This window comes from Paenibacillus sp. L3-i20 (assembly GCF_022180385.2).
In the GTDB taxonomy this organism is placed as follows: Bacteria; Bacillota; Bacilli; order Paenibacillales; family Paenibacillaceae; genus Pristimantibacillus.
This window is the reverse complement of sequence record NZ_BQME02000001.1, coordinates 2,272,822-2,296,177: the sequence shown is the minus strand read 5'-3', so window position 1 is coordinate 2,296,177 and position 23,356 is coordinate 2,272,822. Positions and strand designations below refer to the sequence as shown.

Genomic DNA, 23,356 nt, shown 5'->3' with positions numbered 1-23,356 from the left:
TCAAATTCTTTGGTACGCTCCATGGCAACCAAGTCCCTTGACTCCTGCACAACACAGATGACTGAGCCATCACGTGATTTATCCTGGCATATTCTGCATGGATCGGTATCTGTTATATTGCAACATACGGAGCAATAGAATAAATTCCGCTTTACGCTTACCAACGCTTTAGCAAAGTCGATAACATCGTCTTCTTTCATCCTCAGCACATGGAATGCGAGTCTAGCAGCAGTCTTGGGACCTATCCCAGGCAATCGGGTAAACGCGTCAATCAACTTAGCTATCGGTTCCGGGTAATACAAAGGGGGTACAGCTCCTTTCAGACTTTAAGCGTTGCCTAAACCCGCTTCTTAGAACAAGCCTGGAATTTTCATACCGCCCGTAAATTTACCCATATCTTGATTCGCAAGTTCGTCAGCTTTAGTTAGTGCGTCATTAACAGCTGTCATTACAAGATCTTGCAACATTTCGATATCGTCTGGATCTACTGCTTCAGGTTTAATGACAATGTTAAGCAACTTCTTATGACCGTTGATCGCTACAGTAACAACACCGCCGCCTGCTGTACCTTCAAGGGTTTTAGTTTCAAGCTCCTCTTGAGCTTTCATCATTTGCTCTTGCATCTTTTTCACTTGTTTCATCATTTGGTTCATGTTGTTCATCTTCAATCACCTCGTCGATTATTTGTTTGTTCCTTATTCCTTGTCCTTCACGACAACCAGCTCTTCACCAAAAAGCTTTACCGCTTCTTCAACCCATACAGGGCGTTTTGCTTGAGGCGGCACTCCCTCTTCACCTTCTGGTATAAGTTCCAGCGTTTCCCCTCGTGTTTCACCTGCACCATCTAGCGCGATTTGCCAATCTTTAAGCATAACGGTTACGAGTTGGTACGACTCACCTAAAACTTCTTGAGCAATACGCTCAATTATTTCACGATGGTTTGGTTTTTCAGTAGTTTCACGATGAATCTCATTTTTGAAAGCAAGTAGAAGGTTGCCTCCCTGGACAGCAACGAGATCACCATCTTTAAGCCAAGCATGAAGCGTAACCTTTGCTTCCTTTACACGTTGAAGCACATTGCCCCATTTGGATCGTGCTAGGTTAGACGATTCACTACCTGTTGCTTCTAAATAAGGACCTAACTTAACTTTCACCCTTGAGACACCGCTACCTCCACCAAACACACCTCGGGTACTCCCCTTCGAACCTGAAAGGGCTGGCCTTGTACTATCAGGAGCTGCATCTGCTGTAGATGCTACTGCGATGCCATTCTTGAGGGCTGCTTCAAGCTTTCTCTCCAGCGATTCCACTTGAAGACGGAGTTTGCCCAGTTCTGCACCGGACGCAAGCCCTTCTGATGATTGATTACTTGAACCACCACCCGAATTCGCCAAAGAATGATCTTCTCCGATTGTACATAGCTTCATCAAAGCAACCTCGAACAACGTCTGTGGCTGCGAGGCATGCTTCAACTCTACCTGATAGCGATTAAGAATATCAATCATTGCGAACAATCGCTGAGCAGTATATGCCTCTGCCATTGACTTGAATCGATCACGATCCACAACACGCTCTGTTACTGCAGCGCCAGAAGGTGCCAGCTTCAGTACTAATAAATCTCTGAAGTAATACACCAAATTTTCCATGCATTTATCCGCACTCTTACCCGCTTGCATCAAACTTTCGACAAGAGGCATCACAGAAGCAACATTACGATCACGTAGAGCTTCGGCTAGCTGATAAAACTGATCAGCAGCCATCCCCCCCGTAACATCGATAGCCGCTTCCAGCGTAATTCGATTATCTCCAAATGCGGACACTTGCTCAAGCAAACTTATAGCATCTCTCATGCCGCCCTCTGACAAACGAGCTATATAAGCAATAGCATCCTCGTCGGCGCTAATGCCCTCCTCCTGACAGATTTGCATTAAACGTCCCGACTGTTCTTCAAGAGAAACTTGTCTAAAGTCAAAACGTTGACATCTAGAAATAATTGTCGCCGGAAGCTTATGGGGCTCTGTAGTAGCAAGTATAAAAATAACATGACCTGGTGGTTCCTCTAATGTCTTCAGCAAAGCGTTGAAGGCTTCGGTAGTAAGCATGTGTACTTCATCGATAATATAAACCTTGTATCGCACTTCTGATGGCGCATATCTGACTTTGTCTCTAATGTCTCGAATTTCATCAATGCCACGATTGGATGCTGCATCGATCTCGATTACATCCATAATATGCCCCGCGGTTATCCCTCTGCAAGCATCACATTCATTGCAGGGCTCCACCGCAGGTCCTCGTTCACAGTTCACTGCTTTGGCTAATACTTTAGCAGTTGTCGTTTTCCCCGTTCCTCTAGGTCCATTGAACAAATAGGCATGGGATACTCTCTGCTCTCGAATTGCATTCTGAAGTGTTTGTATAATATGCCCTTGGCCAACCATATCCTGAAACGTCTGAGGACGCCAGGCACGATATAAAGCTATATGTGACACGCCACTCTTCCCTTTCAGCAAACAAACTCATTCATTAACAACTGTTTCTGCTTGATCTATTATACTACATTGGGGCTTCAAGCAAAATGTTTTAAAACAATTAGAATGAAAAAAGACCTACATTAGCAATCTCCTCTCAAGCTAGCTGCTTGATTAGGTTGCTACTGTAGGCCTTATTTTTGCAAGGGCATCCGCTGCCCCAGATAAGTCTTATTTAGTACCGTGCACCTGCCCCTGATATATACGACCCAAGCGGCACTCTTGCTACACAGCTCGAGCCAGGCATCCCCCCGGCACATGAACTAACTTGCTTATGGCTGCTTCCTTCCGGACCTGACCAAGTTCACAAGCGTCCATTGCGGAGGACCCAACTGTCAACACTGCTTGCAAGCACCAAACCTCACATCAGTATAACCTCAGACAGGAATTCAACCTCGCTACAGCGGATTGCGAGTTACAGGGCACCGCTACCTCCCCATCTAGCACGGCAAAAACAAGTATAGTACATTCTATCGCAAAGCGCAACCTGTCTTAAAAAAGTGTTTTAATACTATGGACTTTTCAAGCTTCATGTAGCGTTATCTATTCACTTTTACACTCACATCATAATGAGGCATATTTTTTTGTACAATTGCTAGTGATTCTGTTCTTACTTTCTCTATTTCAGCGCCACTAAGCCCCTTTTTCACTTGAATACCAACTTGAACTTGACCACCCGTAAAACTAACTTTTAATCTCTGTATACCTTTGACGGGAATTAAAACCTGTTCGATCAATCGTGCATCATCCTTGTATGATAACGATGAATGTTTGTTCAATAAATTTGGATTTGTGTTGGAATAACCCATATAGCCATCACGCCCATAGGACTTCATTTCGCTCTTTGATTCGTTGAAGCAGCCTCCAGCTAAAGATATAACTGTGCAAAGTGCTCCGACTAAAATCAGCCTCAACACCCTTTTCTTATTTCTATTTTTGCCGTATTTCCACATAAAAAAACCTCCCTTATAACCATAGGATGGCTGAGGGAGGTTCTTGTATTCTGCCAAATAAAGGCTGAATGGTTGTATAAATTAAATGCCGTATTTCTTCTTGAAACGATCGACGCGGCCGCCGGCATCCAGGAACTTCTGCTTACCCGTATAGAATGGGTGACATGCGGAGCAAACCTCTACGCGAAGGCTCGATTTAATCGAACCAGTCTCGAATGAATTGCCGCAAGAGCAAGTAGCTGTAATGACGTGGTATGTCGGATGAATACCTTGTTTCATCTCGTTCACCTCTTTCTGCCCTGAATCACATGCGGATCCAGAGTTAAAATCACACATAGTAGGATTATAGCACGGAAGGCCCAGCGTACGCAATGCGAATCCTTACTGAATACGCGTGATTCCCGAATTTACCTATCAGCCCAATTATCTTCTAATTGCGGAAGGTGGAACATGCGTATATGAACCAATAACGACATCAGGAAGTTCTTGACGGAATATTTCTAACATTTGTTTCATTCCGTAGATTTCACCTTGCGCCTTTGGTATTAACGACAAGTAACTTTCAGGGTCAATATTCAAATTACGCATTTGTATAAGCTTAAGCCCCGTTCGTTTTGCAAACCCAATCATCGCTTCAATCTCTTCTTCGCGATCAGTCACGCCAGGGAAGATTAAATAATTGATGGATGTATAAACACCTTTGTCGGTAGCATATTTAAGTGATTTTTCAACATTTTGCAATGTATAGCCGCGTGGCTTGTAGTAAGCATTATAGTGATCGTCAAGGGCACTAATCGTACTAACCCTCATCAAATCAAGTCCTGCATCTACAATTGCTCTCATAAAGTCAGTAAGACCAGCATTGGTGTTTATATTAATGTAGCCAAGCGAGGTCTTGCTTCTAACACGCTTCATCGCTTCCACGATAATTTTCACTTGAGTAGATGGTTCACCTTCACAACCTTGTCCAAAGCTAATTATGGACTCAGGCTCACGAAGATGCTCGAGCATAATCTGCTCCACTTCATCTACGGTAGGTTTAAAGTTCATACGTGTCTGAGGTGCAACGAAACCACTTTCCTCTGGTTGCTCAGATATACAACCAAAGCATCCTGCATTACAGGAATAAGAGACAGGGACTGCGCCCTCCCATCTGCTTAGAAACGTATTAGAGGCTGTTAAGCATTCATAACCAAGTGCGCAATTAGACAAGTGTTTGTATAGACGATTATCCGGATATTTCGCCAGTAATCTCTCTACCTGCACATTAAGTTCGCCTTGATCACAATTAAGTGGATCCCATTTTTCTGGATCATCACATTGCTCTGCAGTAACATAAAAACCGCCATCTTTCCACACAACAGCCGTATAGCCAAACAAAGGCAACTTCTCTTCTTTGCTCGACTTTACATAACCAGGCAGACATAGACGTGTATAACCTTGTGGAAGCAGTGCTCCTACAGATTGTGCACCGCCAGGCAGCGCCTGCATCTCTCCTGTCACTGGATCAAGTCCAATTGGCCGAGTAAATGGCAGACTTACTAGCGTCGCGCCCTCTGGAAGAGGAATGAGTTCCTCCTCCATAATATCAACAATCATATCACCACTTCGGCCAAGCCCGATATAATGGGGATGGTCGAACACGTTACCTTGTTCGTCCGCATATACGAGATTCATGATGTACTCCTTTCAGCAGGACTACGAGCTATGCGTCGTTCTGGCTACCGGTCTACGATTAGACTGTGATGACGAACTGCTCTTTGGAGCAGGACGCTCTGGCTTCATCGCTTCTGGCGATGTATCCAACGACATTAAAAATTGCTCGTTATTATCCGATTCCTTCATTTTCTTCAGGAAATTATCAACAAAGTCAGGCGCATCTGTCATACCCCTGCGAATAGCCCAAACTTTCTCCAATTCTTCCTTAGTAAGCAACATTTCTTCACGGCGTGTACCAGACCTACGCATATCAAGCGCTGGGAAGATACGACGTTCCGCAAGCTTCCGATCCAGATGCAGCTCCATATTGCCCGTACCTTTAAATTCTTCATAAATGATATCATCCATACGTGAACCTGTTTCAACAAGAGCAGTGGCAAGAATAGTCAAGCTTCCACCCTCTTCTACGTTACGCGCTGAACCGAAGAAACGTTTTGGGCGATGGAAAGCCGCAGGATCAATACCGCCGCTTAGTGTACGACCTGATGGAGGAATAACTAGGTTATAAGCTCTTGCAAGACGAGTAATACTATCAAGAAGAATAACGACATCCTTTTTGTGCTCGACAAGTCTAAGCGCTCTTTCTAATACAAGCTCCGCAACCTTAATATGATTTTCCGGCAACTCGTCGAACGTTGACGACACAACTTCACCTTTAACTGAACGCTGCATATCTGTTACTTCCTCTGGACGCTCGTCAATTAAAAGAACAAATAATGAGATCTCAGGATGATTTTCCGATATGCTATTCGCAATTTCTTTGATCAAAAGAGTTTTACCAGCTTTGGGAGGTGCGACAATTAGACCCCTCTGCCCAAGACCAACAGGTGCAAGCAAGTCCATCATACGTGTAGAGATTTTCGACTGCGAGGTTTCGAGCACTAGCTTCTTCTCGGGATAAAGAGGAGTAAGAGCAGGAAAGTGAAGTCTTTCTGAAGCCGTTTCTGGATTTTCACCATTCACAGCGTTTACTTGAAGCAATCCGAAGTAACGTTCATTCTCTTTCGGAGGTCGACATTTACCGGATACAAGGTCACCACTTCTCAAATCGAATCTGCGAATCTGAGAGGCAGAAATGTAAATGTCTTCTTTGCTTGGCAAATAGTTGATAGGTCGAAGGAAACCGAAACCTTCCTGCAATATATCAAGTACACCCTCCATAAACATAAGACCGCTTTTTTCCGCTTGTGCCCGCAGTATAGCAAATATTAATTCCTTTTTCTTTAGCTGTCCGTAATAAGCAATCTGATATTGCTTCGCTAGCTTATACAGTTCTGTCAGTTTCAATTCTTCCAGATCTGATATCTGAAGATCCGACATATTCTCACCACTCTATTCAAATTATAGATCTATCATTGATTATTCATCTTTGCCAAACTATGCACAGCCTATTCGATAAACGCTTATCGGAGTCCCTTAGGACTCCGATTCACGCCATACTTCAGCACCAAGTCTAGATAAGTTTTCTACCAAATGATCATAACCGCGATCAATGTATTCGACACCGGTAATTTCTGTAACGCCCTCTTCAACTGTTAGCGCCGCAACAACTAGTGCAGCTCCAGCTCTCAAATCTGCTGCATCTACTTTAGCTGCATTAAGCTTGCCGCCTTCAATAATAGCAGACCTGCTTTCAACACGGATATTAGCGCCCATACGTACAAGCTCTGGCACATGCTTAAATCTTGTACCGTATACATAATCCGTTAGAATGCTTACTCCATTCGCTTGTGTGAGCAACGTTGTCATCGGTGATTGAAGATCAGTTGGGAAACCAGGATACACTAAAGCTTTTACATCAATTGCAGAGTAATTAGGACCACCGATGATCCGAATTGATTCGTCCATTTCAATAACTTGAACGCCCATCTCTTCCAGCTTTGCTGTCATTGCTTCCAAATGTTTAGGAATAACATTATCAATAAGGACATCACCGCGTGTAGCTGCGGCAGCAATCATATACGTTCCTGCTTGGATTCGATCGGGAATAATGGAGTGACGGCAACCGTGAAGCTTATCGACCCCTTCAATACGGATCGTTTCGGTACCCGCACCTTTAATGGTTGCACCCATTGAATTAAGAAGAGTGGCTACATCTATAATTTCAGGCTCTTTTGCCGCATTTTCTATAATAGTTGAACCTTTGGCTCTAGAAGCAGCCAGCATAATATTTATCGTCGCACCAACACTTGCCACATCCAAATAAATTTTCGCCCCACGCAGCTCCTTAGCGGAAATGCGAATGGAACCATGATCATTTGTTACTGTCGCACCCAATGCTTCAAAACCTTTAATATGCTGATCTATAGGCCGAGGTTCGAAGTTACAACCTCCAGGAAGACCGATCGTCGCTTCACCGAAGCGTCCTAACATTGCACCCATTAAATAATATGAGGCCCTTAGTAATTTCACTTTTCCATTTGGCATCGGTTTGGATGCAAGATTCGAAGGATCAATCTTCATCGTATCGCCATCTCTAGAAACAACCGCACCTAGCTCCTGCAATATTTCACTATACACTGCTACATCACTAATGAGTGGTAAATTATCGAGTACAACCTCTGATTCAGCCAGAATAGCAGCTGGAACTAACGCAACTGCGCTGTTCTTAGCTCCACTGATCTGAACGGTTCCTCGCAGCGGTCGTCCACCGCGTATCATTAATTTCTCCATGAAATCTTTGATCCTCCCGTTACTTGGAAGAGAACAAAGGAAAAACCGTCGGAGCAAGCAGGATCAGGTATTGCCTGTTTCAGCCTACTTGCCTGTTAAGACGGTTTGTCCTCCTTTGTTCCTATTGTTACTTATGCTTGGTTGTTACTTATGCTTAGTTCTTACTTCCGAATAAGCTGATTTTCTCTAAAATAACTGCTTTCATCGCTGCATGTGCAGGAGTCAAGTATTTACGTCGATCAAGAGCTTCGCAGTTCGCGCCTAGTACTTGATGACTAGTTTTTAGATTATATCGTAATGAATTTTAGGGTCGCCTTTATACATACTGTGGGCTATGCCGACTGCAGTAGAAGACAATCAACGTCTGTTCCAACTTGTCATTCTGAGCTATTATATCATATTGAACATGCAAATAGTAAAGCTTGTTTCATTCTGAAACAAAAAACGGCATCGCAGCCCATATCAGCAGCGATGCCGTACACATTATGTTAAGATCCTATCGCTAAGCGTTCAGAGGAGTTGCCACCATTAAGGTGCTTGTTCACTTCGATTCTCATCTCATCAATGTCGAATGGCTTCGTAAAGTGCATAAGCGCTCCCAAATCTGTAGCTTCCTTGATCATATCAAGCTCTCCATATGCAGTCATCATTATAACTTTAATGGATGGGTCCATCGCCTTGATATGCTTCAATATTTCTAATCCGTCCATGCCTGGAATCTTCATATCCAATAAAACCAGATCCGGTGCATCACGCTTCACAATTTCCAAGGCAATTTTACCGTTCGGGGCCTGAAAAGTGTCATAACCTTCGCTGTTAAATACTTCTAAGAGAAGGATGCGGATTCCATTCTGATCATCAACAATCAATACCTTCTTCTTCTCCAACCTACATCTACCCCCCACGACTGAATCTCATCATAAAAAATGTTGGACAACTTTCCATATTTTTTTATATATATTCGTGAAGACTAGTGGTTTTCCTTCTATTTCCTACAAAAACTTGCTGGAATTGAGAAAAATCTCGGTCTCGAAGTGAAAAGTGAATAATTTAACGCTCCGAATAGCTTTGCGACGCTTGAACAAAACCTTTGAATAGAGGTTGTGGACGATTCGGTCTGGATGTGAACTCCGGATGGAATTGAACAGCCAGGAACCACGGATGCTCCGCTAATTCCACCATTTCTACAAGACGACCATCTGGGGATGTACCAGAAATATGAAGTCCTGCAGCTTCGATCGCTTCACGGTATTCATTATTGAATTCATACCGGTGACGGTGACGCTCGTATACCAATTCATCATCATATTCACGTGCAGCAAGCGATTCTGGTGCAATTTTGCATGGGTACAAGCCAAGACGCATCGTTCCGCCCATATCCTCAATATCCTTCTGATCTGGCAATAGATCAATAACAGGATATGGTGTGGAGGAATTGATTTCTGAGCTGTTCGCGTTAGTAAGACCAACGACGTTACGTGCATACTCAATAACAGCAACTTGCATGCCAAGACAAATACCAAAGAACGGTACATTTTGCTCACGAGCATGACGAATCGCACAAATTTTACCTTCGATTCCGCGATCTCCAAAGCCACCTGGCACTAGAATACCGTGTATACCTTGAAGCTTGTCTGCTACGTTATCATCAGTCAATAGCTCTGCATCTACCCAGCGTATTTTAATTTCCGAATCAACTGCGATACCTGCATGACCTAGTGATTCTACAATACTAAGATAAGCATCATGAAGTGCAACATATTTACCAACAATTGCGATCTCAGTCGTCTTATGCAACGATTTGACACGTTGAACTAGGCTTTCCCACTCACGCATATCCGGTTGTTCCGTCGTAAGCTTCAAATGGTTGACAACAATTTCGTCAAGACCTTCTTCTCTTAGCATAAGCGGTACTTCGTACAATGTGGAAGCATCACGGCATTCAATTACTGCGTTAGCATCGATATCGCAGAACAAACCGATTTTACGCTTCATATCGTCAGCTAATGGATACTCCGTACGGCATACGATAACATTCGGCTGAATGCCGATGCTGCGAAGTTCTTTTACACTATGCTGGGTAGGCTTCGTTTTCACTTCGCCTGCAGCTTTAATATATGGAATCAACGTTACATGAATATACATAACATTTTCGCGACCGATGTCGCTCTTAATTTGACGAATCGCTTCCAAGAAAGGAAGACTTTCGATATCGCCAACTGTTCCGCCGATCTCTGTAATAACTACATCTGATCCCGCTTCTCTTCCAGCACGAAACACACGGTCTTTGATCTCATTTGTAATATGCGGAATAACTTGAACCGTTCCGCCCAAATAGTCACCGCGGCGTTCCTTTGTAATAACGTTTGAATAAATTTTACCTGTCGTTACATTGCTGTTTTTTGAAAGATTGATATCGATGAAACGCTCATAGTGACCAAGGTCAAGGTCAGTCTCAGCTCCGTCGTCCGTTACGAATACTTCCCCATGCTGATAAGGGCTCATCGTGCCCGGATCTACGTTAAGGTACGGATCGAACTTTTGGATTGTTACTTTCAAGCCCCTGTTTTTCAACAATCTGCCGAGTGAGGCAGCTGTGATGCCCTTGCCCAAGGATGATACTACGCCGCCGGTTACAAATATATATTTGGTCACTGTGATGATACCCTCCATGCTCCTATGGTTAATATTTAAGTTTGCCCAATTAATGCGATGTTCAAAAATTACCGTTATTTGATGATGAGGCATTCCAGACAATACGCTGAAAATCGGTCTCTTTTGCACATTCGCTTCTTGAACAAAGCTTCTGTCTTCTTATCTCTTCAAACAAAAAAAGTGACACCCGTAGCAACGGGGGCACTTTTCTCTACTGGCATATCATATGCGTTATTTGTTAACCGAATCTTAAGCCCATGCAATAGTTTACTCTGCCCTCATAGGACATGTCAAGCGAAAACGACTACTTATCGTCTTCCTCTTCTTCTTCATCGCTTTCGTCTTCCTCGTCCGCATCATCAGTGTCTAATTCACCGCTGACTTCTTCGTCCAAGTCCTCGTCTTCGATATCTACTTCTGCCTCGACTTCTTCCTCTGCCTCTTCGAAGTCCTCGTGGTCTTCGTCAAAGACATCGTAGTCTTCTTCGTCAGCCGCATAGGTTTCTTCTTCCTCGTCAGCGAACACATCATCGTCTTCCAAATCATCATCGTCGTTGATAATACGTGTACGCTTCGCGTTACCTACTGGATCTTCGGAACGTTCAACTGGATACCAGCGTTTCAGTCCCCACATATTGCTGCCGACACAAGCAAATCGGCCATCAATATTGATCTCCGTATATACTTGGGCGATGAATTGATTAATGCCGTCTTGTGAAAGACCACGTATCTTAGCGATCTCCATCATTAGATCGCGATAATAGTAAGGCGTATTAGCCGCTTTCAGCACTTCAAACGCCAAGTCGACCATAGGCATTTCCTTCACGCGTTCAGGATCCAGCTTTAATGTAAAATTGCTGCCGCTCATATGGACACATCCTCTCTTGCAAAGAAATTATGTACTCGTTCATTTCATTGTTTACGCTAGTCAAAGTATAGTAAAACCTATTTCATGCAAAAAAGCAAGCGGGAGCCTCGGATGCCAAAAAGCGAAGGGGGGTCCCTTCGCTTTGACTGTATCCATCCGACAAAGCCGCAAGCGGACTTACCGGAGATGCAAGAGCGTTGATAGCTCCTTATTCATCCTATGTTTCAAAATCGATTTTGACACGGCACAGAGCCTATTTATATAAAAAAAGGCATGTTGCTCATGCGGTTGGATTAAACGGTTCATACAATGGTTCAGCATCGTCCTTCGGGAGGGGAAGCATACACATGGATACCGCCGCATTAATACGTTGTTTACAGCAGGCTATGGCAAATAATACCTCCAAGGCAACAAAAAGAATTATACGTTTCCACAGCGGCAGCGAGTATCGAAGCTTCCTGCGCAAGCTGTCTCATCAATCTGATTCCTCATCAATTTTGAAATGGATTAAACTTATGCCTCTTGTGTCAGGCTTTTCGTGCATCTTACCAACTGAGATTACATTAGAATCATTTGCAGGACGGATATGGATAGAGAAGGATTGTAAAATTAGCTTTAGCCCCTCCAGTCAGAAAATGCCTGCGATCGAAAACGGAATTCCTTGGGGTGTCCAACAAGTTAAAGCTCCTACTGCATGGAGCGTAACGACAGGACATCGGGTCAAAGTTGGCGTTATTGATACGGGGGTAGACTTCAACCATCCTGATCTACGCCATTCTTTGCTGCGCGGCATCAACTTGCTACATCGAAGCAAACCTCCCTATGACGACAACGGTCATGGCACTCATATTGCTGGCACGATAGCAGCAGCTAACCAAATGCAAGGAATGATTGGTGTTGCTCCAAGAGCGCTTATAGCTCCTGTCAAAGCATTCGACCATAACGGCAGTGCCTATGTCTCTGATATCATTCTCGGGATCGAATGGTGTGTTCGTAATGGTATGGACGTTATTAATATGAGCTTTGGAATGAAATCAAGAAGTAAATCTTTACTTGGCGCAGTTACGAGTGCCTACAACTCCGGTGTCATTATCGTCGCCTCATCCGGCAATGATGGGAAGCGTCGTTCTGTCGACTACCCCGCCCGATATTCGCAAACGATTTCCGTTGGCGCAACCAATAAGTTGCGTCGTGTTGCCCCGTTCAGCAACCGTGGCGCATTTATCGATATCTATGCTCCCGGGGACAAAATCACTTCTGCTTGGCTGCGCGGCAACTATAATGAAATGAGCGGAACCTCGATGGCCACCTCTCATGTCAGTGGTGCGATCGCCCTCTTATTGTCTCTGCGGCCTGGTCTGACGCCTAGCGAAATTAAATATATAATGAAACGATCGATGCAGCCGCTCAAAAACAGTAACTCGCGCAAAAGTACCGGCGAGCTGGACATTATGCGCATGTTGCAAGCGTCAGAAAAATTATAACTTCGTAAAACTGCAACTGAAATTATAGGCGCCGCCTTGGCTAATTCCAAGGCGGCGTTCTTATTTTTCACCCTATGCTCATTAAGAAACGTGGCTCTGCATAGCAAATTTCAATTATTTTTACAGTACATACTATAAATCAGCATCTATTAGGAAGACCGGATCAGTCCAGTCCACCGTCGATTGGGACCAAAAAAACGATAAGGGTGAGGCAGTTCCTCCTGGCGAATATCACGTCAACATTAAATTACCAGTAACAATGGAAGCTGTATCAAGCAAATCCGGAGAATCCTACAAAATAAAATTGGAAGACTCCACGCAAGCCGGATACCCCGTATTCATCGAATAATATTCATAAACAAGAGCCGTCCCCGTTAACAGGGACGGCTCTTGCTATATATTGAAAAGACGGCTACATACGATCTGGAGCGGAAACGCCCACAAGGCGAAGCACGTTCGCAATGGCAATACGAACCGCGCCGAGCAATGCCAAACGTGCGGCAGTCTGCTCGGAGTCTTCCGTTATAACTCGTTCTGCGCGGTAATAGCTGTGGAACTGGGAAGCCAGTTCATATACGTAGCGGATGAGACGGTGCGGTGCATACTGAGCAGCTGCTTCCGTAATCTCTTGCGGCAATTCACCAATTTTGCGAAGCAGATCATATTCAGCTTCTGTATTAAGCTTTTCAAAGTTGATACTGCTTGTATCCGCAAGCGCAATGCCTTGCTCTTCCGCTTGTCTGAATATGCTGCAAATCCGTGCATGTGCATATTGCACATAGAATACTGGATTTTCGTTGGACGTCGAAATGGCTAGATCCATGTCGAAGTCTAGATGGGAGTCCATGCCTCGCATGGAAAAGAAGTAACGGATAGCATCGATGCCTACCTCATCCATTAGGTCCTCCATCGTTACCGCTTTACCTGTACGTTTGGACATCTTCATCTTCTCGCCGTTCTGGAACAAACTAACCATCTGAGCAATCAGGACAGTAAGCTTACCAGGATCGTTGCCGAGTGCTTCCATTGCAGCCTTCACACGTGGAATATAGCCGTGATGGTCTGCTCCCCATATGTTGATCATGCGATCATAGCCACGACCGTATTTGTCACGGTGATAAGCAATATCGGGCGTTAGGTACGTGTAGGAACCATCATTTTTGACTAGGACGCGATTTTTGTCATCGCCGAACAGCATTGTATTAAGCCATGTTGCTCCTTCTTCGTCGTATACATGTCCTGAAGCTTTAAGCGCTTCTAATCCCTGCTCAACTTGTCCGCTCTCGTAGAGGGCAGTCTCGCTGTACCAGACATCAAATCCAACACGGAATCGATTAAGGTCACGCTTGATTTTATCCAACTCTTTCTCAAGCCCGAAGCTGCGGAAGTAAGTAAATCTTTCCTCGTCAGATAACGAAAGAAGACGATCTCCTTCTTGCTCTGCAAGCCCTTTTGCGAAACCAATAATATCTTCGCCGAAATAACCATCCTCTGGCATGTCAGCCTGTTGGCCAAGTGCTTGGCGATAGCGAGCTTCAAGGGATTTCGCAAGGTTCTCCACTTGTTTTCCAGCATCATTAATATAATATTCACGTGTTACATCGTAGCCAGCGTAATCGAGAACGTTACAAAGAGCATCGCCGACTGCTGCACCGCGTGCATGTCCAAGATGCAAGCTGCCCGTAGGGTTAGCACTAACAAACTCCACCTGTACGCGCTGGCCAGTACCAACTGCTGCTCGTCCGAAGTTTTCCCCCGCTTCAAGTGCTTGCGCCACTACAGGATACAGATAGCTCTTATCCATACGGAAGTTAATAAACCCCGGGCCTGCGATATCAGCAGATTGGATCGAAGCACTTTTCAAATCTAAATTTTCGATAATAGCTTCCGCAATTTGACGCGGATTTTTTTTTGCAAGTTTCGTTAGCTGCATAGCAGCATTCGTTGCAAGGTCGCCATGAGTCTTGTCCTTCGGAACTTCAAGAACAAACTGAGGCAAATCTTCTCTAGCAGCAAGTCCCGCAGCAACAGCAGCGTCTGCAATCGCACCTTTGACTTGCTCATATAATTTGTCTAACACATTTTCATTCGCACTCATACTTCATGATCCTCCTGTAGATGGAGACGGATATGAAACCGCCCCGACATTTGCTCACTTACAAATAACTCGTACCGCCACTCAATCGTAAATGGCGGCGATGATGGCAACAATGGCTCGTTATGGTCCTGACTCGCTTTGACATGCAGAATTAACGACTTCGTGTGCGTCTCTAATTGAAATACTGTCACAGGTGACCGATAGCTACCACTTCTGCTCTGGCCCGGGACAAACAACTGCTCGGATTTAAGGGCACCGTTACGTTTAACAGACAACTCATTCGGAGAATACCGTATTAGAGAGCGTATGTCCCCATCTTCCTCATAGCGAATGAAAAGTGACTTTTGCTTCCGAAACCATTCTCCCTTATAACGATGAGTAACCTTCTCACCATCAACCTTACTCTCCAGTATGATGATGGCTTTACCGCTATCTTTCATAGTCTACTCCCGCTTATCTATCTTCTTATATGTTACTACTATAACTCATGATGAAGATCACTTCACCCATAAATTCAGAACAATTCTTCTACTCCCAATGAATACGTTCTAATAGAAATCCGGTATCTGCACATTATACCATCCCACTTGGGGGGCGAGCGAATCCAATTATTTAGTTGCAGCGGGAAATTTAGCAACGGCATCCGTATAAAAATTATCAAAAAACTTCTGTACTTCAGGTATGCTCTGCGATTCCCCTAGTCCATCTACCTCGAAAAAAGCACCTTTCGTTCCTTTCAAAATGTCGAGTAATTGTTGTGTCACTTGACCTGTGATTGTCTCTCCATAATCTGCTACCATTTGTTCGTATTGACTCTTCACTTCTGGGAGAATCATGTATTTCTCACCGTAATGGGTTGTGTTAGACGTTCCTGCCAAAAACATCGATAAATAAAGACCATATTGCTGCTCAATCTTTTTTCTTTCCAATGAGTCAGGATATGTTACAACGAAGCTTTCAGCAGCAAGCGTTCTAGTTGCTAACTCATCAAGCCCAATTACTATACTAGCATCACTCATTGATTTTTCGTTTGATTCTGAACTCATGATTTCTAAATAGGCCTTCATAGCAGGTGTTAGTTTGTCTGAATGTATAAGCAGCTTACTGTAATCAACAGCAAGATAAATAGTCCCTTCTCCTGAGACCAATTTGTATCCATTTCTAAGTGTCTTCTGAATGAATTGACGGACGTCATCACTTTCAATCGTCGTGAGCTCATCAAGCTGTTTATCCGTAATCGGTATATAGTTTACATGCAATGCCTTCTGAACGATTTCACTGTCAAGCTTATCCGTAAATGCATCCAGATTTTCATTATAGTAGGATTCTAGTACACGAGTTAGTTCATCTGCATCAGCTGGCTGTAAGTCTACAATATTCTTAGAATATGCTGCATACATAACATCTGCCAGTGGTTTTTCCATTGCGAGATCGCTGAACGTCTTTATTACTTGATCACTATCAATCAACTCTACAGTTGGTGTCGGTGTAGCCGCTTCACTTGCACTTGATGAAAACGTTGGAACTTGAGATGTAGTCGAACTCACTGGCTTGTTGTCACTTGAACTGCATCCAGCTATAACGAATGACATAAACAAAGAAAACATGGTTAACTTCATATAATTATGTAATTTATTCATACTTGCAAAGCCCCCTTGAATCGAATATGCCTACATATGCCTAACGATCAAGGGTTTACATTTGTTGCATATTCAACATAATTCTTCCGAATAGGGAACGATAACACGCCATGCATTCAGTCGATCCTCTAATGATCGCATATACTTTGTCGGAATAGGGCTCGTTGAGGGCAGCTTCAGCATTGCTACATCTTCGAGTGCAGGGTGCCCGCGGAAATTTCTTTGAAAAGTATCGTACGCTTTACTTCCGTTGAATGCAATACATCGGACAGAAGGATATTGTTCCAGCAAACCTGGGATATCATTCAATATTTCACCTTTAATGTTGACATCAAGACTGCCTTCACGCTCACAGGAAGAAATAACGTCCCACAGTGCAAGGCGATGCTCTTGAAGAAATGTTATTCGATTTTCATATATAGGGTCAGGCGATGGGAACGTATCTTCACCCTCACTCGGAGCTTGAAATAGACCATATATAACGCGCCAGAAGTAGTTTTGTGGATGCCCATAGAATTGCCCATGCTGTAGCGACTTCACGCTGGGTGCAGTTCCTGCAATCAACACATGTGCTCGATCATCTATAAGAGGTGGAAAAGAAAAAATACGCGACACTACTGCCGCCCCCTTTCATTTCTCCATTATATCCTACGACAAGGGACTCATACGGTATTTACTCCATTAGGATGAAGACATAAGAAGCCCGATTTCGGCGGGTGGCCGAATCGGGCTCTTGTTTACATTCCAAAACATTAAACTGTTTGAAATCGTTTATTTCACTAGATCTTCTACAAACTTAGGAAGTACAAACGCTGCTTTGTGCAAGCGAGGCGTGTAGTACTTAGTATCAATTTCAGGAATTGAAGTTTCATCCACTTGAAGCGGATCGTATTTCTTACTTCCCATAGTGAACGTCCAAAGGCCACTTGGATAAGTAGGAATGTTCGCACCGTATACACGTACAATTGGGAACACTTCTTTTACATCTTTGTTCACGCTTTGAATTAGATCCGCCTTAAACCAAGGATTATCCGTTTGAGCAACGAAGATGCCATCTTCTTTAAGTGATTCGAAGATTCCTTGATAAAAACCTCGAGTGAACAGGTTCGCCGCAGGGCCAACAGGCTCAGTGGAATCAACCATAATGACATCATACGTATTTTTATGATCATGGATATGCATAAATCCATCATTTACAAGCACTTCAACGCGTGGGTTGTCCAGCTCGCCTGCGATTGAAGGCAAATACTTTTTGGAATATTCAATAACTTTTCCGTCTATATCAACGAGAACAGCTTTTTTCACCTTAGGATGCTTCATTACCTCACGGATAACGCCGCCATCGCCGCCGCCTACTACTAGCACGTTCTCTGGGTTCGGGTGAGTAAAGAGTACTGGATGGGCAACCATCTCATGGTAGACGAATTCATCTTTTACCGTTGTCATTACCATACCGTCAAGAACAAGCATAGTGCCGAACTCTTCCGTCTCAATCATGTCTAGCTGTTGAAAATCCGTTTGTTCGTGTACATACGATTTAGTGATCTTCGCTGTAATACCGAAGTTTTCTGTTTGTTTCTCTGTATACCATAATTCCATGTCGATAATCCCTTCTTTCCTTCAATAGTTCAACCTGTATTATAGTATTTCAAGCCAAAAATGCAACCTTTTAAACGGTAATCCACAAAATATTTATTAACTAATAGTTGAACGTGAGTTATCCGCTTATAGATAGCTTCGTATCTACACCTTTCTTTTTCGCTTTTGCAAGGCCAAAAAGAAGTACAACCGCTATAAGTGTAAACGCTGCACAAGCAAGATACACATTACGATAACCAAAAGCATCTGCAATAAAACCAAACAACAAAAAGCCTAACATAGAGCCTACTTTATTCGAATTGGAGTATAGATTGGTCGCTGTACCCGGCATTTCTGGAAGAAAGTCTTGGAAATATGTAATAGCGATTCCTGATGTAATCGAAATATAGGCTGCACTAAGAATTTGTACAGCATAAATATGATAAGGGGTCTCCACAAAAAATAAGATTGTGAAATAGATAAAAGCAATCAGTGCGCCAAGTCGAATAAGTCGATCACTTTTCATTCGAGTTGCCAAATAACCGAACCCAAGCATAAACGGTACTTCAAAAATGGGTGGAATGCTAAAAATGATACCGATATGCTCCTTGCCTCCACCAAGCACCTTCGTCACATATTGAGCCATATTCATCGTGCTGAGCGTGTTAGCTGTTGAGATAAATGTAAAGGCTAGTAAGTTAACAAAGATGACGGGCTGGAACACAATTTGTTTAAGAGGGATGTTAGAAGCTGCCGTCTTCGGTGCAGACCCCACCTTTCGTTTATTTAGAAATAATAATGCGATGACAGCAACAACAGCATTACATGTCGCAGCAACGACGAACAAACCGATAAATCCCTGATAGAGCAATACATAAGCTGCAATTGCAGGACCGACAGTCCATGACAGAGCAAAAATAGTACGAAGAATGTTCATATAAAGAGGCAACTGCTTCGCTGGCAGTGTGGATCTTGTTAATATTTCTCTGCCTATAGCAAATACTTGAGCGAAAGTAGATGAAGCAATACCTAGAAAAATAGATGATATAGCTAAAAGAACAAAGTAGTTACGCGAAAAAGCAAAGCCAATATACCCAATCACTCCTGCTAATGCACATAGGATCAAAATAAACTTACGATCAGGAACTCGATCGGACAGCTTCGCAATCCAAGTGCTAAACACAATACCGAAAATGGAAGAAACCATCATAAAAATCCCAAAGGTTGTGTTGCTCATTCCAACTTCATCGATACCGAACAAGGAATTAAAAGGAAGTACAAATGAAAACGAGATGCCCAAAAAGATGTTGATCAACATAATGATCGGAAAATCTTGAATTGCCATTACTGTTTTTGCATGCTGTTTTGTAGACGAAATAATATTCCCCACTATTCCCCCAGCTCCTCTATATCTCTAGTTAAGAGCAGACCCCTTCTAGTTGTATGTACCGGTGCACAGCCGTCACTCTCTAAGCTTTAGTATAAATGATTGCGAAAAAAATGGACCTTTCGACAAAATATTTCATTCATATCTTTTTTAGCATGATTTGAAATACATCCATCTTCGTATGAATAGGTCGTTCCTCATTTTTCCATACTAAGAGATGTATTGTTTTACAACGAAGGGAGTTTTCATCATGAAACAGTCCTCAAAGCGGCAAGGAAAACCGCACCGCCAGCATCTATTTCCTATACTATCCGAGAGGATGCTTCCTTATATTTTACGTCTCAAGAAATGGTTTCGCCGCATCGCTATATTGGGAGTCATTGCTTTCGTGTCAATCGCAGGTCTTTATTTCTATTTGCGCACGCAAACACTGCCTGTTTCAACAATTAGTCAAACTTCGCAAATGCTCGATCTGGACGGCAACGTTATTGATACATTTCACGGAGGCGAGAATCGCCGTTCTGTCTCATTGGAAAATATATCGCACTATGTCATCGATGCAACGTTAGCCGTTGAAGACCGCAGGTTCTACAACCATGCCGGCTTCGACTTGAAAGGTATGGCTCGTGCTGTTGTCGTTAATGTTCAAAGCATGTCGACTAAGCAAGGCGCCAGTACGTTGACACAGCAACTTGCCCGCAATCTGTATTTAACTCATGAACGTACTTGGCAGCGCAAGCTGAAGGAAGCAATGTACACTGCTCAACTTGAGATGAAATATTCAAAAGACGATATTTTGGGGATGTATTTAAACCAAATATATTATGGCCATGGCTCCTATGGAATCGAAGCTGCTGCTAAGCTCTATTTCGACAAACATGCCTCTGAGCTATCCATTGCTGAAAGTACGATGCTTGCCGGCATTCCGAAGGGACCGAAATACTACTCTCCTTATTTGAATATGAAAAATGCAAAGGACAGACAATTTGTTATTTTGGAGGCAATGAAGGAAGGCGGTTCTATCAATGAGGAACAGGCTGCAGCTGCTTATGCGGAAGTGTTGCAATTCCAACCGCTTAGTTTAGAGCAAACAGAAGGATTCGCCCCTTATTTCCGTGACTATATACGTAATATTGCTGTAGAGAAATTAGGTATAGAGAGCGATATGCTTAACAAAGGCGGCATTACAATATACACGACACTAGATCAAGAAGCACAAGCTGCCGCAGAGGAATCCATTAATAAAGTTATACCAGAAAGCTCGACGCAGCAGGCGGCACTGATCGCAATCGATCCACGCAATGGCTACATTAAAGCGATGGTCGGTGGCAGAGACTATAAAAACAATCAATATAATCGTGTATTTGCCAGTACGCGTCAGCCTGGCTCTACTTTCAAACCTTTTCTATACCTAACTGCTATAAGGAGCGGCTTTATGTCTCCCCTAACGCGATTCAAAAGCGAACCGACCGTGTTTTCGTATGATGAAGGACGCAAAACGTATGAACCGCATAATTACAACGATAAATATGCAAATGACTATATAGATATGCGACAAGCAGTTTCTGGCTCGGATAATATATACGCCGTAAATACGATTATGACTGTTGGTGCCGGGAAAGTGATTGATACAGCCCGTAAGTTAGGAATAGGCAGTCCTATGAGACCTGTCCCGTCCCTTGCTCTTGGCACCTTTCCTGTAAGCCCATTCGAGATGGCTTCTGCTTATGGGACATTCGCGAATGAGGGGATTCGCATTGAACCTGTTGCCATCTTGCGGATTGAAGATCATAAAGGACAAGTTATATATGAAGCGAAGGAAAAAAGTGATGGAGTCATCTCACCTGCTGAAGCCTATGTGATGACTAGCTTAATGGAAAGTGTGTTTGATACTGGCGGAACTGCACACCGAGTCGCCTCTGTTATTAAACGACCTGTGGCAGGCAAGACAGGAACGACTCCGACAGATGCTTGGCTAGTAGGTTATACACCAGAGCTTACTACTGCTGTTTGGGTGGGCTATGACAAGGATCGAAAACTTACCGTAGCAGAGGCACATCGGGCGGCACCCATCTTTGCGAGCTTTATTGAAAGCTCCTTATCTACCGTTCCACCAAAAATATTTTCCATGCCAGAAGGTGTCGTCAATGTTTTTATTGATCCAACCTCTGGAAAGCTTGCTGCTGCTACATGTCCTAACCGCAGAATAGAAACCTTACTCGTAGGTACAGTACCGACAGAGGTATGCGGTACGACCGTAAGTAGCAACGAAAAAGAAAATAAAGGATATGATGGTAACATTAAGGGTAATGATAAGAACAAACGTTCCTGGTTGGATGATTTGAAGCGCTGGTGGAAAGAATAACAGAACAACTTTTGTCCATTTTATGTGCAAAAAGTGAATTTTCTTTGAACAAACGACATATAATGTGTTATAGTGTTGTTAAAGAAAGCACTTACAAACACTGAATAGGAGTGTTTCATATGACAACCAAAACAGTTTCAATAAGCCAAGTAGGACCATCCAAATCCGATGTAAAGCGTTTAGTCCATGTAATGACCATTATTGCTTGGGGAGTTCTCACGATTGGTGTCCTGTTATGTCTCATCAACTTAAGTCACTTTAGTGATCAAAACATCGGCCTCATGGTCGGTATTGGATTTCTGATCGGCAGCGTTCATATTTATGTTATTGGTACAGCGATTGGTCTTGTGCATGCAAGGTTGCATGACAACAATAATGCTGATTCATACTCAGACGATATTAAATAATTGCTTAGCAAAATTCATTTATGTATGAGCTTTGACCCAAAGGGACGCCCCTAAAAACCTCTCTTCCTTCAAAATAGGAATGAGAGGTTTTTTGCCGTAATATAATTAACTATTGAGCAGCTATCCCTTCACAAAGGATTCCAGCACACCAGCAGCTCCAGCTACTGCAAGTACAAAGAGAATCGGATATACAATAGTAGGAATGAGAAAATAAGCAACTACGACAACAATGGCTGACCATATTCCTACACACCAGTAGCAAGTTAACAACCTTCGAAAAAAAGAACGTATAAATCCACCTTTTTCATTAATTACTGCTATAGTCTTGCCTTCTTCATTTGTCTCATAGTGCTCCTCCAAAAAAGGTTTGCGGAGGAATGATGTAATCTCATCAAATACAATAAGCCGAGTAAAGCGATAACTAGCGAGTATGAGCACAGCAAGCTCAAGCCATGACAGTTCATTGATCACTTTTCTTCACACCCCTTAAATACTCTAATCGCCCAACTATTAATAGGGATTTACTGCAGTGGATTAGCCTTTACTGAAACGTTGCCATGTACATACCTTATTAAATCAGTCAGTTGAGTTTCATCCTTATTTTATGAGCTCGACCGGTTCATTAGAATAACGATACGAGGTGAACAAAATGATTCATTTGATTCAAACACAAGCAGAGCTCAATTCCGTTATAGCGCAGTCCCACCACAAACCTACTATTATTTTCAAGCACAGTACCCGCTGTGGAACAAGCAGCTTCGTTCATGCACATATGCAACAGTTCGCCCAGCAAATACTTGCTGAGAGACTGCATATTGGAATGGTAATGGTTAGAGTTATTGAAGAAAGAGCACTTTCTAATGAAATTACTCGGCGTTTTTCCATCACTCATCAATCACCACAAGCTTTACTACTAAAAGGAGGTCAAGTCATCTGGCATGCCTCACATCGCCAAATTGAATCGACTGCAATAAGGCGTGTACTTGCGGTTTCTCAATAAT

22 protein-coding genes and 1 other RNA gene (1 of these 23 cut by a window edge) are annotated in these 23,356 nt (G+C 43.2%); 4 read left to right on the top strand and 19 right to left on the bottom strand.

All coding sequences use genetic code 11. The features are described from left to right. The 12 genes from recR to rpoE all read right to left on the bottom strand — a co-directional run. Window positions 1–302 carry the 5' portion of a recombination mediator RecR gene (gene recR / locus MFF31_RS10765; RefSeq protein ID WP_238188003.1) on the bottom strand. It extends 298 nt beyond the left edge of the window, so 302 of the gene's 600 nt are visible here — the first part of the coding sequence; it begins with the start codon at window positions 300–302; its stop codon lies off the left edge, out of view. 48 nt (window positions 303–350) lie between these two features. Beyond that, the gene (locus MFF31_RS10760; RefSeq protein ID WP_238188002.1) at window positions 351–662 is read right to left on the bottom strand and encodes a YbaB/EbfC family nucleoid-associated protein; all 312 of its coding nucleotides are present in this window, start codon (window positions 660–662) and stop codon (window positions 351–353) included. A gap of 33 nt (window positions 663–695) precedes the next feature. Further along, the gene (gene dnaX, locus MFF31_RS10755; protein ID WP_238188001.1) at window positions 696–2,489 is read right to left on the bottom strand and encodes a DNA polymerase III subunit gamma/tau; all 1,794 of its coding nucleotides are present in this window, start codon (window positions 2,487–2,489) and stop codon (window positions 696–698) included. 220 nt (window positions 2,490–2,709) lie between these two features. Next, window positions 2,710–2,977: signal recognition particle sRNA large type (gene ffs, locus MFF31_RS10750), an RNA gene on the bottom strand. 90 nt (window positions 2,978–3,067) lie between these two features. Beyond that, window positions 3,068–3,481 carry a hypothetical protein gene (locus MFF31_RS10745; RefSeq protein WP_238188000.1) on the bottom strand — a complete coding sequence of 138 codons (414 nt, stop codon included), beginning with the start codon at window positions 3,479–3,481 and terminating at the stop codon, window positions 3,068–3,070. A gap of 81 nt (window positions 3,482–3,562) precedes the next feature. Next, complete coding sequence (gene rpmE, locus MFF31_RS10740; RefSeq protein ID WP_238187999.1) at window positions 3,563–3,760, bottom strand: 50S ribosomal protein L31; 198 nt, start codon at window positions 3,758–3,760, stop codon at window positions 3,563–3,565. A 144-nt stretch (window positions 3,761–3,904) separates the two neighbouring features. Further along, window positions 3,905–5,158: a radical SAM family protein gene (locus tag MFF31_RS10735; RefSeq protein WP_238187998.1), complete on the bottom strand. Its 1,254-nt coding sequence runs from the start codon at window positions 5,156–5,158 to the stop codon at window positions 3,905–3,907. Between the two features lie 21 nt (window positions 5,159–5,179). Then, the gene (gene rho, locus MFF31_RS10730) at window positions 5,180–6,520 is read right to left on the bottom strand and encodes a transcription termination factor Rho (protein WP_238187997.1); all 1,341 of its coding nucleotides are present in this window, start codon (window positions 6,518–6,520) and stop codon (window positions 5,180–5,182) included. Between the two features lie 96 nt (window positions 6,521–6,616). Continuing rightward, window positions 6,617–7,873 (bottom strand): UDP-N-acetylglucosamine 1-carboxyvinyltransferase, encoded by a 1,257-nt coding sequence (locus tag MFF31_RS10725; RefSeq protein WP_238187996.1) that lies wholly within the window; start codon window positions 7,871–7,873, stop codon window positions 6,617–6,619. Between the two features lie 488 nt (window positions 7,874–8,361). After that, on the bottom strand, window positions 8,362–8,760 hold the full coding sequence (locus MFF31_RS10720; protein WP_238187995.1) for a response regulator: 399 nt from the start codon (window positions 8,758–8,760) through the stop codon (window positions 8,362–8,364). Window positions 8,761–8,923: 163 nt separating this feature from the next. Continuing rightward, complete coding sequence (locus MFF31_RS10715; protein WP_238187994.1) at window positions 8,924–10,528, bottom strand: CTP synthase; 1,605 nt, start codon at window positions 10,526–10,528, stop codon at window positions 8,924–8,926. A gap of 304 nt (window positions 10,529–10,832) precedes the next feature. Next, a complete protein-coding gene (gene rpoE, locus MFF31_RS10710; protein WP_238187993.1) occupies window positions 10,833–11,396 on the bottom strand; it encodes a DNA-directed RNA polymerase subunit delta in 564 nt (187 codons plus the stop codon). A gap of 347 nt (window positions 11,397–11,743) precedes the next feature. On the opposite strand from rpoE, the gene MFF31_RS10705 reads away from it, so the two are divergent. Continuing rightward, entirely contained in the window at window positions 11,744–12,880 is a 1,137-nt protein-coding gene (locus tag MFF31_RS10705; protein ID WP_238187992.1) for a S8 family peptidase, read from the top strand. A gap of 412 nt (window positions 12,881–13,292) precedes the next feature. Here MFF31_RS10705 and argS read toward each other — a convergent pair whose 3' ends face one another. The 6 genes from argS to MFF31_RS10675 all read right to left on the bottom strand — a co-directional run bounded on the left by argS (window position 13,293) and on the right by MFF31_RS10675 (window position 19,586). Further along, on the bottom strand, window positions 13,293–14,978 hold the full coding sequence (argS, locus tag MFF31_RS10700; protein ID WP_238187991.1) for an arginine--tRNA ligase: 1,686 nt from the start codon (window positions 14,976–14,978) through the stop codon (window positions 13,293–13,295). Further along, on the bottom strand, window positions 14,975–15,418 hold the full coding sequence (locus MFF31_RS10695; RefSeq protein ID WP_238187990.1) for a YwiB family protein: 444 nt from the start codon (window positions 15,416–15,418) through the stop codon (window positions 14,975–14,977). The genes argS and MFF31_RS10695 overlap by 4 nt, the downstream gene beginning before the upstream one ends. 168 nt (window positions 15,419–15,586) lie before the next feature. Then, a complete protein-coding gene (locus tag MFF31_RS10690) occupies window positions 15,587–16,618 on the bottom strand; it encodes a hypothetical protein (RefSeq protein WP_238187989.1) in 1,032 nt (343 codons plus the stop codon). A 72-nt stretch (window positions 16,619–16,690) separates the two neighbouring features. Further along, on the bottom strand, window positions 16,691–17,233 hold the full coding sequence (locus MFF31_RS10685) for a DNA-deoxyinosine glycosylase (protein WP_238187988.1): 543 nt from the start codon (window positions 17,231–17,233) through the stop codon (window positions 16,691–16,693). Between the two features lie 156 nt (window positions 17,234–17,389). After that, complete coding sequence (gene speE, locus MFF31_RS10680; RefSeq protein ID WP_238187987.1) at window positions 17,390–18,217, bottom strand: polyamine aminopropyltransferase; 828 nt, start codon at window positions 18,215–18,217, stop codon at window positions 17,390–17,392. A gap of 118 nt (window positions 18,218–18,335) precedes the next feature. Next, entirely contained in the window at window positions 18,336–19,586 is a 1,251-nt protein-coding gene (locus MFF31_RS10675) for a sugar efflux transporter (RefSeq protein WP_238187986.1), read from the bottom strand. A 247-nt stretch (window positions 19,587–19,833) separates the two neighbouring features. Here MFF31_RS10675 and MFF31_RS10670 point away from each other — a divergent pair, with 247 nt between their 5' ends. Together MFF31_RS10670 and MFF31_RS10665 are read left to right on the top strand one after the other, a co-directional pair. Further along, a complete protein-coding gene (locus MFF31_RS10670; RefSeq protein WP_238187985.1) occupies window positions 19,834–21,948 on the top strand; it encodes a transglycosylase domain-containing protein in 2,115 nt (704 codons plus the stop codon). A 119-nt stretch (window positions 21,949–22,067) separates the two neighbouring features. Next, window positions 22,068–22,355, top strand: a complete 288-nt coding sequence (locus MFF31_RS10665) for a hypothetical protein (protein ID WP_238187984.1) — start codon at window positions 22,068–22,070, stop codon at window positions 22,353–22,355. A 120-nt stretch (window positions 22,356–22,475) separates the two neighbouring features. Here the strand turns inward: MFF31_RS10665 and MFF31_RS10660 are convergent, their stop codons facing one another. After that, a complete protein-coding gene (locus MFF31_RS10660) occupies window positions 22,476–22,826 on the bottom strand; it encodes a DUF1360 domain-containing protein (RefSeq protein WP_309296668.1) in 351 nt (116 codons plus the stop codon). 178 nt (window positions 22,827–23,004) lie between these two features. Between MFF31_RS10660 and ytxJ the strand changes: the two genes are divergently transcribed. Beyond that, entirely contained in the window at window positions 23,005–23,355 is a 351-nt protein-coding gene (gene ytxJ, locus MFF31_RS10655) for a bacillithiol system redox-active protein YtxJ (protein ID WP_238187983.1), read from the top strand. The last annotated feature ends 1 nt before the right edge of the window (window position 23,356 follow it).